This window comes from Caballeronia glebae, from assembly GCF_001545035.1.
In the GTDB taxonomy this organism is placed as follows: domain Bacteria; phylum Pseudomonadota; class Gammaproteobacteria; order Burkholderiales; family Burkholderiaceae; genus Caballeronia; species Caballeronia glebae.
The window spans coordinates 38741-52658 of record NZ_FCOJ02000017.1 but is presented as its reverse complement, the minus strand read 5'-3'; the positions used below and the strand labels follow the sequence as shown (position 1 = coordinate 52658).

Below are 13918 nucleotides of genomic sequence, written 5' to 3'. Positions count from 1 at the left end.
TCGATGCTTCAATGCTTCGATTCTTCAATGCTTCAATAGAACACGTCTTTGATCGAGTAATACGCGCCGACGAGCGGTAAAAACCAGGGCTTGCCCGTATGTCCCGGAATCGCGGGCCAGTCGAAATCGCGCCACGGGTTCGCTTCGGCGTTGCCGTTCATCACGTCGGCCATGATCTGGCCCATGTGCGTGGCCATCTGCGTGCCGTGGCCGCTGTAGCCCATCGAGAAATAGATGCCGTCGTGCTGGCCCGCACGCGGCAGGCGATCCACGGTGATATCGACGAGACCGCCCCAGCAATAGTCGATGCGCGCATCGGCGAGACTCGGGAAAATCGACGCGAGATTGGCTTGCAGAATGCGTCCGCTCTTCGCATCCGACGGACGCTCCGACGCGGTGAAGCGCGCGCGTCCGCCGAGCAGCAGGCGCGCATCGGGCGTCACGCGGAAATAGTTATGCATCAGGCGGCTCGTCGTGTACGAACGGCGCTGCGGCAGCAGTTGCTTAAGCTGATCGGCAGGCAGCGGCTCCGTCACGATGATGAACGAGCCGACGGGCGCGAGCCTGCGCCGATACCACGCGAACGGGCCATGCTTCGAAGGCCCTGTCGCGATCAACACTTGCTTTGCGTGCAACGTGCCGCGCTTCGAATCGATACGATAAGCCGCGCCTTCCTTCGTGATCGCGGTGACTTCGGCGTGCTCATACAAACGCGCGCCTTGCCGAACGGCTGCATTCGCGAGTCCGACGGCGAACTTGCCCATATGCATCTGGCCGCCGTGCCGTTGCAACAAGCCGCCGTAAAAGGCATCGGATTGCACTTCGTTGCGGACCTGCTCGCGATCGAGCAGTTCGATATCCGGATCGACTTCGCGCCGGATCAGCTCGGCGGTCGTCGCGATGTGTTCGAGATGATGCGGCTTCGCGGCGAGCTTCAGCTTGCCCGACGCGAGATAGTCGCAATCGATGTTTTCTTCGCGAATCAGACGCTCGACCGTGTTCACGGCCGCCGCATACGCGCGATAACAACCTTGCGCGCGCTCTGCGCCGAGTTGCGCGCGCAGCGCCGCGTAATCCTGTGCGACGCCCGTATTGCACTGGCCGCCGTTGCGTCCAGACGCGCCGCCGCCCATGCGCCCGGCATCGAGCACGACGACCGACGCGCCGCGTCTTGCGCACGCGAGCGCCGCCGACAAACCCGTGAACCCGCCGCCGATCACGGCGACGTCGGCCTCACCATCGGCCGGGCCTTCGCACGTCGAGACGATCGCGGGCGCGGTATCGAGCCAGTATGAGTCGAGTTTCATCGGCATTGCTCGCGTGAAGTGGCTTCGATTACAGACCGAGTTGACCGGCGAGATCGCCGATGGTGTCCACTTCGTAATACTCGTAGTACGGCGTACCCGGCTCGTGGCCGCGCTTCACGAACGCCTTGTGCTTGATGCCCATGTCGTGCGCGGTCATCAGGTCGTAGCGCAGGCTCGACGACACGTGCAGCACGTCTTCCGGATTGCAGTTCAGTTGATCGAACATGTACTCGAAGCCCTGCATGCGCGGCTTGTACGATTGCGCCTGCTGCGCCGTGAACACGCGATGAAACGGCGCGCCGAGCTTGTCGACGTTGCTTTGAATCTGATCGTTCGATGCGTTCGACAGAATCACGAGCTTGTACTTCTTGGCGAGACGCGAAAGGCCTTCCGGCACGTCCGGATGCGGGCCCCAGGTCGGCACGGCGAAGTAGTACTTTTCAGCTTCCGCTTCGTTGAATTCGACGTTCATGCGCTCGCACGCGCGGCGCACAGAATTGACGATCACGTCGCGATACGGCTTCCACGCGCCAAGCACTTCATCGCGGCGATAGCCCGCGAAGAACTTGACGAATTGTTCGAGGTCGTCGCCTTGCAGGCGGTCGGCATACATCTCGCGGGCCATATCGGCCATGCGGAATTTCGTCAGCGTGCCGTAGCAGTCGAACGTGATGTACTTCGGCTCGAAATCGATCATGGTGTCTTAGTCCTGTCGTGTGATGAACCCGTCCGGAGTTCAGAGTTGAAAGCAAGAAACAGCGAAGTGTGAAGAAAATTTAACCAGGCAAAAATGACTGTTGGCGTTGAATGCGTGCCTCGCGACGCTATAAGTCATGCGTTTTGAGGCGTCGCCACAGCAGATAATGCGGCGCCTTTTTTGAACGATCGTGCGCTTCAACCTTCCGTGTCGATAAGCACGCTCTTGAAGCGCAGATTCGCTTCGTAAGCCTGCCGCCCGAGATCCTTGCCGATGCCCGAGCGCTTGTAGCCGCCCGTCGGAATCACGAAGTCGCTCGTGCGGCCATAGCGGTTCACCCATACGGTGCCCGCTTCGAGGCCGCGCACGAGGCGCAACGCGCGGCCGATGTCGGCGGTATGCACGCCCGCCGCGAGTCCGTAGTCGGGATGCGCGGCGAGTTCGAGCGCTTCTTCTTCCGTGTCGAAGGACTGCACCGTGAGCACGGGACCGAAGATTTCACTGCGCACGGCGTCGCTTTCCTGCGTCACGTCGCACAGCAAGGTCGGCGAATAGAACGCGCCGGGCGTGGCCGCATCCGCGCGTTTTCCGCCGCATCGCAAGGTCGCGCCGTTCGCGATGCTGCGCTGAACGATCGCGTCGATGCGTTGCGCCTGCGGCTCGGAGATGATCGGCGACAAGGTCGTGCCCGCCGCCCATGTCGCGCCCGCTTTCAGTTCGCCGAATGCATGCGCGATGCGATCGGTGAGTTCATCCGCGATGGCGCGCTGCACGAGCAGACGCGAGCCCGCGACGCACACTTGCCCCGCGTTGCCCGTGATCGCACCCGCGATGCGTCGCGCCACTTCATCGATGCGCGGCGCGTCGGCGAACACGATCTGCGGGCTCTTGCCGCCCAGTTCCAGCGTGACCGGCTTCGTGCCGGTTTGCGCGCACGCGGCCATGATCGCGGCGCCGGTGCGCGTCGATCCGGTGAAGGTCACTTTGCCGATGCGCGGATGACGCACGAGCGCGTCGCCGGTCGTATGACCATCGCCCTGAACGACGTTGAAGATGCCCGGCGGCACGCCCGCTTCCAGCGCCAGCTCAGCAAGACGCAATGCGCTGAAAGGCGTCATCTCCGAAGGCTTCAGCACGACCGCATTGCCTGCCGCGAGCGCGGGCGCGGTCTTCCATACGCCCATCACGAGCGGAAAATTCCACGGTGCGATCGCGCCGATCACGCCATACGGCTCTGCAATCGTCATGCCGAGATGCCGATGATCCGTCGCCGCGACATCGCCGCCGATCTTGTCCGCAAATTCCGCATAGAAGCGGATGCTCTCGGCGGTGAACGGCACGTCCCAGTTGTATGCGTCGCGCACTGGACGCGTCGAGCCGATGGCTTCGAGCGGCGCAAGCGTGGCCGCATCGGCGGCGACGAGATCGGCGAACTTGCGCAGCACGCGTGCTCGCTCGCGTGGCGCACGTCGCGCCCAATCGCTCGTTTTGAACGCGCTATACGCGTTCTGCACGGCGTAGTCGATCATCGCTTCATCGGCGATGGGCACCGATGCATACGCGACGCCGTCCGACGGACGCGATACGTCGATACGCGACGCGCCCGCGTCGATCAATTCGCCGCCAATGAAGTGCCCGCTTCTGATGACGATGCTGGCGGGATCGAACCGGTCCATATGCGTAAGTCCTCTTCCGGGATGCTGCGTTGACATGGCTTTATCGTAGGACCAGCGGGCCGGCATATTGCACCGACAAATTTGCCGATTCAGCACAGCGCGCGCGTTCTTGCCGCGATAACTCGCGGTTTTGCGTTGCACCACGCGAAGGCGTCATGCACCGTGCGCGACAGGAAGATCGTCCTAGCCATGCGCGCTGCGCGATGTCAAAGTCACGGTAAATGTCTTCAAAGTGAGGAGGCCGGCGTGCCTGGCTCGAACAATAGCGAAGTGGTCGAATACCGGGCTTTCACGCTCGACGACATCCCCGCGGCGCACGCGTTGTCCGCGTCTGTCAGATGGCGGCATCGCGCGGACGACTGGCGCTTCGCGGCGCGTCTCGGCAACGGCTTCGCGGCCGTGGACAGCCAGGGCGCGCTCGTCGGCACGGCGCTCGCATTTCAGTTCGGCGCCGATGCGGCGACGCTCGGCATGTTCATCGTGTCGCCGCAACATCAGCGGCGCGGCATCGGGCGCGGCCTGCTCGACCGGCTCCGCGCGAAGCTCGGCCCGCGCATGTTGCTGATCCATGCATCGAACGAAGGCAAGCCGTTGTGCGAGGCGCGCGGCTTCGAACACATCGACACGATTCAACAGCATCAGGGCGGGGCGTTTCAGCCGCCGCTCGTCTCGCTGCCGCCGGGCGAGCGTCTGCGTCCGATCGGTGCAAAGGACACGCCGCGTCTCGCCGCGCTGGCATCGCGCGCGAGCGGGCTGGATCGCACGGAATTGCTGCCGCAACTGCTCGATGTCGCGAGCGGCATCGCGCTCGATCGCGACGGCGAACTGATCGGCTTCGCGCTCTTCCGGCGTTTCGGCGACGGCCATGTGATCGGCCCGGTGATCGCCCCCGAATCGCCGGACCAGAGCCGCGCCAAAGCGTTGATCAGCTATTGGCTCGCGCTGAACGCGGGCATGTTCGTGCGCGTGGATACACCGTTGCGTTACGGGCTTTCCTCGTGGCTCGAAGGGCTCGGTCTGCCGCTCGTCGACACCATCGACCAGATGGCGCTGAACGGCAAACCGTCCACCGATGCAACGCTTACCCAGTTCGCGCTGACGAGTCAGGCGGTGTGGTAAGCGCTTGGGCGTGGGCATCGGAGAAACCGGTCTTCACGCCTTTTCCAGCCACGCGAACTCCGCGAACCGATAGCCCATCACGCGTCCCGACGGCGTGCCCTTCAAGCCGTGCAGCGTCGAGCTTTGCGCGTCGATGAAGTTGATGAACGCCGGAATCACGAGACTGTTCTTCTCGTAGATGATGGTCTGCATGTCGCCGTATACGCGCTTGCGTTTCGCTTCGTCACGTTCGCGGCGCGCCTGCACGAGCAGTTGATCGAACTGCTCGTTCTTCCAGCCGGACTCGTTCCAGTTCGCGTTCGAGCGAAAGAACTGCGTGTAGAGAAGATCGAGCGTCGGGCGCGGCAGGATCGAGCCGTAGGTCATCGGGTACTTCATCCAGTAGGTCGTCCAGTAACCATCGGCGGGCACGCGGCGCACGTTGATGTCGATACCCGCGGGCTTCGCGGCCTGCTGGATCAGCATCGCGGAATCGAGCGCCGTTTCCACCGACGGCGGCGCGATGATCTCCGCGCGCGCGCCCGGCGTGGCGGCCTTCTTGAAGTGGAACTGCGCCTTGTCCGGATCGAACGCGCGTTGCGGCAATCCCTTCATGAAATACGGATGCCACTCGGGCACCGGATGATCGTTGGCGATCGTGCCGTGTCCGCGCAACATCACGTTCACGATGCGCTGACGGTCGTGCAGATACTTGATGCCTTCGTTGAAGTCCGCGCTCTTCGTCGGCAGCATGTCCTGCCGCAACGCGAGGTCCGAATAGAGTTGAGACGGGCTTTCGAGCACCGTCACCTTGCCCGTCTGCTTCACGCGATCGACATCGCGAGCGGGCAGTGGCGAGATGAGTTGCACATCGCCCGCGAGCAGCGCATTGGTGCGCGCCGCGTCATCGCCGATGCCGACGATCTCCACTTCATCCAGATAGGGACGCCCCGGCTTCCAGAAGTTCGGATTGCGCGCGCCGACACAGCGCTGCGCCGGCGCGAACTCCTTGCACGTGAACGGCCCCGTGCCATTGCCCTTGGAGAAGTCCGTCGTATTCGCGGCGACGATCACGAGATGCGGAATCGCGAGCAGCGCGGGAAGATCGACGTTCGGCTCGGTCAGCGTGATCTCGACCTTCAGCGGCCCGGCCGCCTTCACCGAGCTGATGCCATCCACGATCGATTTCGCCTTCGAGCCGACCGCCGGGTCTTTATGGCGCATCAGCGAAAACACGACATCGTCGGATGTGAACGGCTTGCCGTCGTGGAAATGCACATTGGGCCGCAGCGTTGCGGTCCATGTGAGGAAGTCGTCGGATTCGAGCTTTTCCGCGAGCGCGTTCTGCGTCTTGAAGTCGGCGTCGAGTTCGGTTAGGCCGCTGTAGAACATGTACGCGCGCGAATAGTCGCCGGTATGCGTGCCCTTCGCGGGATCGAGCGAATCCATCAGCGACTGGTTCGCGAGCGCCACGCGAATACGTCCGCCGCGTTGCGGCGCGGGCTCGCTCGCGGCGAACACAAGCGACGATGCGCCCGGCAGGATCAGCGTCGCGGCGCCGGCGGCGGCCAGCGTTTTCATCGCCTTGCGGCGGCCAGGATCGGCAACAACGAAGTCCTTCGGCAATGTCATGGTCAGCCTCGCTCGGTCATGTTGTTCTGCGGATGGGATGAGCTTGCCTTCACAGCGCCAGGCAAAGCCTGTAGGCGTCGTAGATGGCCGTGTGGATGTCGCGCGACGCGCTCGCATCGCCAATGCGGTACAGATTGAACTGTCCTTCCTCGCGTTCCTGCGCTTCGGGCTGCGGCTTGCCTGTCGCGAACGCTTCGAGATCGGTGTAGCCGTCGTTGACGGAATACATGCGCGCCGCCTCGAAGAGATCCTCGACCGCGAGCATGCCGCGCTCGACCACGACATGATCGGCCTCCATCTCCACGAGTTCGTTCGTCAGATGATGACGGAACACGGCGCGGCGCTTGCCGTCGTCCGACGCGCTCACTTCGATCAGCTCGACGTTCGCGCGCACCGGCACGTCCCAGCGCGCGATGTTGCGCATCCAGACCTGATCGTCGCCGCGCCCGCCGGTTTCCTGCGCGGGCACGCTGTCGATGAGCGCGAGCGATACGTCGAGGCCCGCATCGACATAACGCTCGGCGCACAGATACGCGTTGTGCCGGCCGGTGCCGTCGTAGACGAGCACGCGGCCTTCGCGCGGCGGCGTTTCCGTGAGCGCATCGAACACGGACTTGCACAGCTCGCCGCCCGGCAACGCGTCGAGGTTCGGCAAGCCGCCCGTTGCGACGATCACGACGTCCGCGCGATGATCGAGCACGTCGCTCAATTCGGCATAGTGGTTGTAGCGCACATCGACATCGAGCTTTTCGAGTTGCGACACGCGCCAGTCGACGATGCCGATGAGATCGCGCCGCCAGCTTCCGGAGGCCGCGAGCAGCATCTGTCCGCCCGCCGTCGAATTCGCTTCGAGCACGGTGACGTCATGGCCGCGCGTCGCGCAGATACGCGCGGCTTCGAGACCCGCCGGCCCCGCGCCGACGATGAGCACGCGCTTCTTCTGCGCGGCCTTCGGTATGTCGTGCGTGAGGTATGTCTCGCGCGAGGTCGCCGGGTTATGAATACACGTCGCGCGAAAATTGCGGCAGAACGATGCGCCGACACACGGCCTCGCCTCATCCTCCTTGCCCGCTTCGACGAGCTTCACGAGATGCGGCTCGGCGATATGCGCGCGCGTCATGCCGACCATGTCGAGCAGACCTTCGCGTATCGCGTAGCGCGCGGTGGCGAGGTCCGCGATCTTCGCCGCATGAAACACGGGCAGATCGACCGCGCGCTTGAACGCGGCCGCCTTCGGCAACCACGGCGCGGACGGCACGAACATGCCCGGCATGGAGTTGACCGCGAGCGACATCTTCGTATCCATGCGCCCGAACGTGACGTTGAAGAAATCGAAGAGACCGGTGCCCTGCAGGATGCGCGACATCTCCAGCCCCTCCTCGAAGCTGCATCCGTCTTCGAGCGCAAAGCGAAAGCCGACGATGAAATCGTCGCCCACCTGCCGGCGAATCTCCTCGTGAACCTCGATCGCGAAGCGCACGCGATTGGCCGACGAGCCGCCGTACTTGTCGGTGCGCAGATTCACGGTCGGGTCCATGAACTGGCCGATGAGATGCCCGCCCGCATGCGTTTCGATGCCGTCGAGACCACCGTCGCGGCAGCGCTTCGCCGCGAGGCCGAAGTCGCGGATCACGCGCCTGATGTCCGCGTCGTGAATCGCCTGCGGCATGGCGCGGTGCAAGGTCTCGCGCACGGGCGAAGGCGCGATCATCGGCAGCCACGGTTCCGTGTAGGCATCGCCGCGCCGCCCGAGATGCGTGATCTGACACATCAGCGCCGCGCCGTGCGTATGGATGCGATCGGAAAAGCGCCGCAGATGCGGCACCACGGCATCGGTGGCGACGTTGATCTGCTGGAACGTGTTGGGACTGTCCAGGCTCACGTTCGACGAGCCGCCGAACATCGTCAGCGCGATACCCCCTTTCGCCTTTTCCTCGTGATACCGTTGATAAACCTCCTGCGGGAACTCGTCGCGCGTGAGACGGCTCGCGTGACTCGTGCTCATCACTCGGTTTCTGAACTGCAGATGCCTGAGCGTGAAGGGTTGCAGCAAAGGGTCCGACGAAGCGTTAGCGGTAGCGGCGGCGCGGTTATCGGTGTGGATTGTCATGGCCTGCCAGATGAAGTGAGCGTCGGACTCAAGGTAAGGAGGTCAATATGCGCCGTCAAATTACAAATAGATGCATGCCCCATAACATGGTGTTGTATGAGTCTGCGACTTCCTTCGCTTCAGGCACTACTCGTCTTCGAAACATCCGCGCGGCTTTCGAGCTTCACCAAGGCGGCCGGCGAACTCAACGTGACGCCCGTCGCCGTGAGCCGCATGGTGGCGCGGCTTGAAGACGCGCTCGGTTTCAAACTCTTCGATCGCACGAAGCTAGGGCTAACCCTGACCGAACGCGGCGCAACATTGCAGCGCGCCGTCGCCTCCGGCTTCGGCCAGATCGGTGACACCATCGATGAACTCAAGCGCGATCATGCGCAAGGCGAGATCGTCACGCTGTCGCTCGCGAGCGGCTTCGCCGCTTTGTGGCTCCTGCCGCGTTACGCCGGGTTTCGCCGCGCGTTTCCCTCCGTCAATCTGCGCTTGCAGGTGATGGCCGGGCGGCTTTACGGACCGCTCGAAGATGCGGATCTCGGCATCCGGCTGCATGGTCCGGGCTCGGAGAAGGAACCTTTTCTTCTGTGCCCGGAGATCATCGTTCCGATATGCAGTCCGAACTATCTCGCTGAGTTCGGACCGCTCGATGCACCGGCGAGCATCGAAGGTCACGCCTATATTCATCTCGACGTGACCACGCTTTCATGGGCGGAGTTTCATCGTGCGACGGGGCTGTCCGACAAGGGTATCGGCGAAGCGGTGCATCACACCGATCCCGGACTCGCCGTGCAATGCGCGATGCTCGGTCAGGGCGTCGTGCTCGGCTGGCTGCTGGCGATCGCGGCGCCGCTGAACGAAGGCACGGTCATCCCCGCGTGGGACCGCTATATCGAAACGGGCTGCAACTTCGTGCTCGAACATCGCTCGTCGAATCCGTCGGAGAGCACGCGCGCGGTGGCGCAATGGCTCATCGACGAAATGAAGAAGGAACTCGACAACGCTCGACGCGTGCTCGCGCCGTTGAAAGCGGTGCCCAAGCACCGCGTCGATCACGCGAGCACGGTTTGATCGACTTCATGACGGCGCGGACACCGAGCGCTCGCGCTGCCAGCAGCGCAGACCGAAGAACGGCACGACGCCGTAGGCGTGATCGAGCATGTCCGAAAGCAGAGCCTCGTAACGTTCCCAGCGAATTTCATCGATGAACACGCAGATCTCCAGTGCGACGACGGCCGTCGTGGATTGCACGTGGCGGATCACGAGCGGCATGTCGCGGCGCACGGCCGGATGCTCGCGGAAATAGCCGCTGAGATAGAGCCGATACAAACCGAGGTTCGTGCGGCGTTCGCCTTCGGCGGTCACGAGCGGCCGTTCGATCGCTTCGTGCAGTCGCGCGAGCAATGCATCGTCGGGATAGCGGATCGTGTCCACGTCGAAGTGAATCGCGTGCCGCAGACGTCGCGCCCCCGACGCGATCATGCCGCGCCAGTTCTTCACGCTGTTGGTCAGCAGAAGCTGGCTTGGCAGCATGACGATCGTGTTGTCGAAGTTGCGCACCTTGATCGTGTTCAGTGCGATGTCGATCACGATGCCATCGGCAACATATCCCGGCACTTCGATCCAGTCGCCCACGCGCAACATGTCGTAGGCCGCGAGCTGAATACTGGCGACGAAGCCGAGCAGCGAGTCGCGAAAGATGATGATGAGCAGCGCCGTGATCGCGGAGAGACCGGTGAGCAGATAGACAGGCGAACGCTCCAGCAACAGCGAGACTACTGCGATCAGCGCGACGAGATACACGACGATCGTGGCGATCTGCAGAAAGCTTTTTATCGGCCGCTCGCTCGCGGACGGAAAGTGGCTATAACGCTCGTCGATGCTGTCACGCAACGCGAGCGCCGCGCGCACGAGCGTGTACACCATGTAGCAGGCCGCGAGAATGGCCAGGGGCTTGCCGAGCGCCGGGACGACCGGAAACGTGAGGCCCGTGAGCAACGGCGCCGCTGCATAGACGATGGCTGCGGGCACGAGCGGCGCGAGCCGATGAAACACGCGATGACGCTCCGCCGCGATCAGCCACTTGCGCCCTTCCCTGCGTGCGAGGCGGTTGACGATCAGGAGCATGATCGAACGGGTCGCGTAATAGCAGATCACGCTCGCCAGCAGAATCCCCAGTAGCAAGGCGGCCACGAGAAGGGTCGCGACGAGCCAGCTCTCGGTGGCAACGTGGACCTGCCAGTCGGGTCCCACTTCGAAACGCAAGGTGTTGCCGAACATGGACGCTCCCGTATGGGCGAACCGATGTGATTGTTCAGGCGAATCGGACGTGACACTTGCTTTGCCGGATATTGTAGTAGCGTCGCCTTGTTCGCCGGCAGTCCGGCGCTGTTGCAAGCCTCTTCGCATCGCGCGATTTTCCCGCTACAATTCGGGCCCCTTGCCCAGGTGGCGGAATTGGTAGACGCACTATCTTGAGGGGGTAGCGCCGCGAGGCGTTCGGGTTCGAGTCCCGACCTGGGCACCATAAGGCCGTTGATTAATTGGCTTTTTTCTCCAGCGTTGTCAAAAAAAAATGCCCGTCGATTTCCCTGTTTTTCCCACCGAAATGACAGCGTAGCGCCAACATTGGACAGCGCGCGCTGGCCCTCTTCCAATCCGAACCAGGCACACACCATTGCCGCAAATGCGAGCATTGGGGCGGCGATGTGGCGAACGGAAAACGCGGTTTGCGCGCGCGGCGGACGTCAGCAAGTGACGGCGATGCCGCAGAATGGATATGCGTTCTGGGTCCGCGCGGTCGTGGTGGATGACGAAAAACCGCAGGAACCGGGAAAGTGGCGATGACATTGCCGTGCCCGCCTGCACGCGCGTCGGCTCGAACGCGGTGCCAATGACGCCGAAACTCCCTTTAACCAGCGGAAGGCACCAGAGGACTGCCATCAATTAGAGGAACGCGGTCCCAAAGGGGCGCGACCACGGCAAGTTTAGCCGGTGCCCAACCGGCCGCGTGAGGCGGAACGCCAGCAGCAGACCTACCATTCAAAGCGAGTAAGGAATGCCGTCCCGCAGCAGCGCCGCCGCCGCGACTGGAAGAAAAACAAGAAGCTATCTGGCCCAACGCTTCGCTATCAGGCAACCCGCCATAAACGGCGATGGATACCGCGACGCACCGCAAAAGGCTATCCAGTCAGTCTGCGGAGAGTATGACGCGGTGTAGATCGGAGCGAGCGGTCCCGACGTGAAGATAATGTCTTTTCCGAACATAAGGCCTCTCGCCAACGTCTCGTTTACTGAGATGATCCACGAGAAGCCGATGCCATCGACGGGCATGCCGGGCAGGAATGGAATGATTGGTTTCAACCGCCCAACTTTGCTTCGGAGAGTATCGAGCGTTGAATTCGATGACCGACCGCTTGAGCGAAGACGAGCGCGCGCATTTTGTTTGTGAATTTCTCGACTAGCGGATACAGGCACGCAGCTACCGCGAAACTGACGGCGAGCACGATCGCAAAGAGTACATACACCTCGACCGTTGTTAACTGCGCCGCGTTGAAGTGTGGCAGAAGAACATATATGACTTGGTGGTGCACGAGGAAGGCGAGGAACGAGTACTTCGCCGTCCACGTAACGAAGCGGCTCACTGACGGCGGCAGTTCAATAAGTTCGGCGGAAAAAGCTAAGGCACAAAACGCAACTATGCCGAGCAGGATCCCGTAGAACTGAATGTGGATCGGCGGATACCAGAAGGCGAAAACCACCAGCGCCGCGATCGAGGAAATCAGGACCTTCCTACCCATCGGAAGGACATACCGTAGAAAGCAAAGACCGAACAGAAACTCTGGAAGCCGGATGAGCGGGTTTCGGTTTTCATTCAGATCGAAAATGCGCCCGTAGTGTCGATGCAGCGTGAACATCACAACGAGCGCAGCTATCCAGGTAAGGACGGGGCGATTCAGGACGCCCCGTCGCAAGAGCGGAAACATGGCATAGAAGAGCAGGATGAAGCCAATGAACCACTCGCCGACCAGGTAATAGTTCGTGCCACGATAAAGCAACAGTCCATCGAAACCGGTCAGCGTCAGCAGAAACTTCCAGTGCTGATCATCTCCAACCCAAAAGCCTCGAATCAGGAATAGAACGACTCCGACGGCCAGATACGCGATCCAGAACGATGGATATATGCCGAGGAACCGCTTCTTGTAGAAGTCCGCAGCTGAGAATGCTGTAGACGAACTGGTCATCAAACCCACGCCCGAAATCATGACGAATAGCGTGACGCCAAGATCGCCAATGGCTTGGTGAAAAATGACGAGGCCAGGGATCGTGTGCGCCGTGGGGGCCTGCGCGAGGAGCTGCAGATCGAAGTGATAGAGGATGATCATCAAGACCGACACGGCCCTGATGAAATCCAAAAAGAACAGGCGCTTCGGCAAAAAATTCACATCAGCATCGGCTTTCGCGCTCGATACCACGGCTGGCTGCGCCACGTCAACTCCCAATCTTGAATATCGGGCGCGATAATAACAGATAGGACGCTCCAGTCAAGGGCCGATGTAATAGGCCTCGATATACGTCAGAGATGCGCCGCCATTGAACGACCTTCCCGGAGTGAAGCCCCATCCTTCTATATAGTCCGCGGTCCCGTTAAGCGAAGCGATTGCAGACGATTGAACTGACAGCGACGATGCCGTCGTCGGAGTGATTCAGTCCTGAACCTGAAACGCAACGGCGCCATTCTTATATATAGCTGTCAACGCCGACTGAAACCTGACTCACATTTCTGGATAATCGCCGAAGTAAATCTGACCCACTTGGTTCCTCTATCACTAGGCTACTTTCGCGCTTGCCCGCGTGCCTGTTTGTCCCGCCTTTCTCTTGCCCTTCAGTCGATAGCTCTCACCGCTGATTTGCACGATATGAGCGTGATGTAAAAGCCTGTCGAGCATCGCCGCCGTCAACGTCTGGTCGTCGGCGAAGGCCGTCGCCCACTGCGTAAACGGCAGGTTGCCGGTCAAGACGACTGAACCGCGCTCATAGCGTTTGGCGACGACATTGAAGAACAAGTTTGCCTCTTCACGCCCAAATGGCAGGTAGCCGATTTCGTCGATGACGAGCAGCCTGGGTCCGATGTCCGCGCGATTGATGAATTCCCGCAAGCGGTTCTGCTGTCGCGCGGCGCCCAGTTGCATCATCAGGTCGGCGGCCGTGATGAACCGCGTCTTGATGCCCGCTTGCGCTGCACGATACGCAAGCGAGGTCGCGATATGCGTCTTGCCCACCCCGGACGGCCTCAGCAGCACGACATTCTCGGCCAGTTCGATAAACGCCAGACTCGCCAACTCCTGAATCTGGGCACGTGGCGCGCCGCCGGCAAAGCCAAAGTCGTAGATGACAACATAAGGACAAT

9 protein-coding genes, 1 tRNA gene and 1 pseudogene are annotated in these 13918 nt (G+C 61.8%); 3 read left to right on the top strand and 8 right to left on the bottom strand.

What is annotated here, in order from left to right:
- Positions 1-32: 32 nt before the first annotated feature.
- From AWB82_RS14035 to AWB82_RS14025, 3 genes are all read right to left on the bottom strand, one after another.
- On the bottom strand, positions 33-1307 hold the full coding sequence (locus tag AWB82_RS14035; protein WP_086968141.1) for an NAD(P)/FAD-dependent oxidoreductase: 1275 nt from the start codon (positions 1305-1307) through the stop codon (positions 33-35).
- A gap of 28 nt (positions 1308-1335) precedes the next feature.
- Entirely contained in the window at positions 1336-2004 is a 669-nt protein-coding gene (locus tag AWB82_RS14030) for a haloacid dehalogenase type II (protein WP_086968016.1), read from the bottom strand.
- A gap of 197 nt (positions 2005-2201) precedes the next feature.
- On the bottom strand, positions 2202-3680 hold the full coding sequence (locus AWB82_RS14025) for an aldehyde dehydrogenase family protein (protein WP_086968014.1): 1479 nt from the start codon (positions 3678-3680) through the stop codon (positions 2202-2204).
- A gap of 246 nt (positions 3681-3926) precedes the next feature.
- On the opposite strand from AWB82_RS14025, the gene AWB82_RS14020 reads away from it, so the two are divergent.
- Positions 3927-4799: a GNAT family N-acetyltransferase gene (locus AWB82_RS14020; protein ID WP_200818105.1), complete on the top strand. Its 873-nt coding sequence runs from the start codon at positions 3927-3929 to the stop codon at positions 4797-4799.
- 33 nt (positions 4800-4832) lie between these two features.
- On the opposite strand, the gene AWB82_RS14015 is transcribed toward AWB82_RS14020, so the two are convergent.
- Together AWB82_RS14015 and AWB82_RS14010 are read right to left on the bottom strand one after the other, a co-directional pair.
- Positions 4833-6410: an ABC transporter substrate-binding protein gene (locus AWB82_RS14015; protein WP_086968010.1), complete on the bottom strand. Its 1578-nt coding sequence runs from the start codon at positions 6408-6410 to the stop codon at positions 4833-4835.
- Positions 6411-6459: 49 nt separating this feature from the next.
- Entirely contained in the window at positions 6460-8520 is a 2061-nt protein-coding gene (locus AWB82_RS14010) for an oxidoreductase (RefSeq protein ID WP_086968008.1), read from the bottom strand.
- A 96-nt stretch (positions 8521-8616) separates the two neighbouring features.
- Between AWB82_RS14010 and AWB82_RS14005 the strand changes: the two genes are divergently transcribed.
- Positions 8617-9579, top strand: a complete 963-nt coding sequence (locus tag AWB82_RS14005; protein ID WP_086968006.1) for a LysR family transcriptional regulator — start codon at positions 8617-8619, stop codon at positions 9577-9579.
- Positions 9580-9585: 6 nt separating this feature from the next.
- Here AWB82_RS14005 and AWB82_RS14000 read toward each other — a convergent pair whose 3' ends face one another.
- On the bottom strand, positions 9586-10788 hold the full coding sequence (locus AWB82_RS14000) for a mechanosensitive ion channel family protein (RefSeq protein ID WP_086968004.1): 1203 nt from the start codon (positions 10786-10788) through the stop codon (positions 9586-9588).
- Between the two features lie 162 nt (positions 10789-10950).
- Between AWB82_RS14000 and AWB82_RS13995 the strand changes: the two genes are divergently transcribed.
- Positions 10951-11035, top strand: a tRNA-Leu gene (locus AWB82_RS13995).
- Positions 11036-11867: 832 nt separating this feature from the next.
- On the opposite strand, the gene AWB82_RS13985 is transcribed toward AWB82_RS13995, so the two are convergent.
- Positions 11868-12998: an acyltransferase family protein gene (locus AWB82_RS13985; protein ID WP_143756723.1), complete on the bottom strand. Its 1131-nt coding sequence runs from the start codon at positions 12996-12998 to the stop codon at positions 11868-11870.
- A gap of 339 nt (positions 12999-13337) precedes the next feature.
- Positions 13338-13898 (bottom strand): annotated as a pseudogene (gene istB / locus AWB82_RS13980) (IS21-like element helper ATPase IstB); the annotation flags it as partial.
- Positions 13899-13918 lie beyond the last annotated feature (20 nt).

Bases quoted from the DNA above. Each gene is read 5' to 3' on its own strand.
- AWB82_RS14035 (WP_086968141.1), bottom strand. From the start codon at position 1,307: ATGAAACTCGACTCATACTGGCTCGATACCGCGCCCGCGATCGTCTCG.
- AWB82_RS14010 (WP_086968008.1), bottom strand. From the start codon at position 8,520: ATGACAATCCACACCGATAACCGCGCCGCCGCTACCGCTAACGCTTCG.
- AWB82_RS14000 (WP_086968004.1), bottom strand. From the start codon at position 10,788: ATGTTCGGCAACACCTTGCGTTTCGAAGTGGGACCCGACTGGCAGGTC.
- AWB82_RS14005 (WP_086968006.1), top strand. From the start codon at position 8,617: ATGAGTCTGCGACTTCCTTCGCTTCAGGCACTACTCGTCTTCGAAACA.
- AWB82_RS14015 (WP_086968010.1), bottom strand. From the start codon at position 6,410: ATGACATTGCCGAAGGACTTCGTTGTTGCCGATCCTGGCCGCCGCAAG.
- AWB82_RS14030 (WP_086968016.1), bottom strand. From the start codon at position 2,004: ATGATCGATTTCGAGCCGAAGTACATCACGTTCGACTGCTACGGCACG.
- AWB82_RS14025 (WP_086968014.1), bottom strand. From the start codon at position 3,680: ATGGACCGGTTCGATCCCGCCAGCATCGTCATCAGAAGCGGGCACTTC.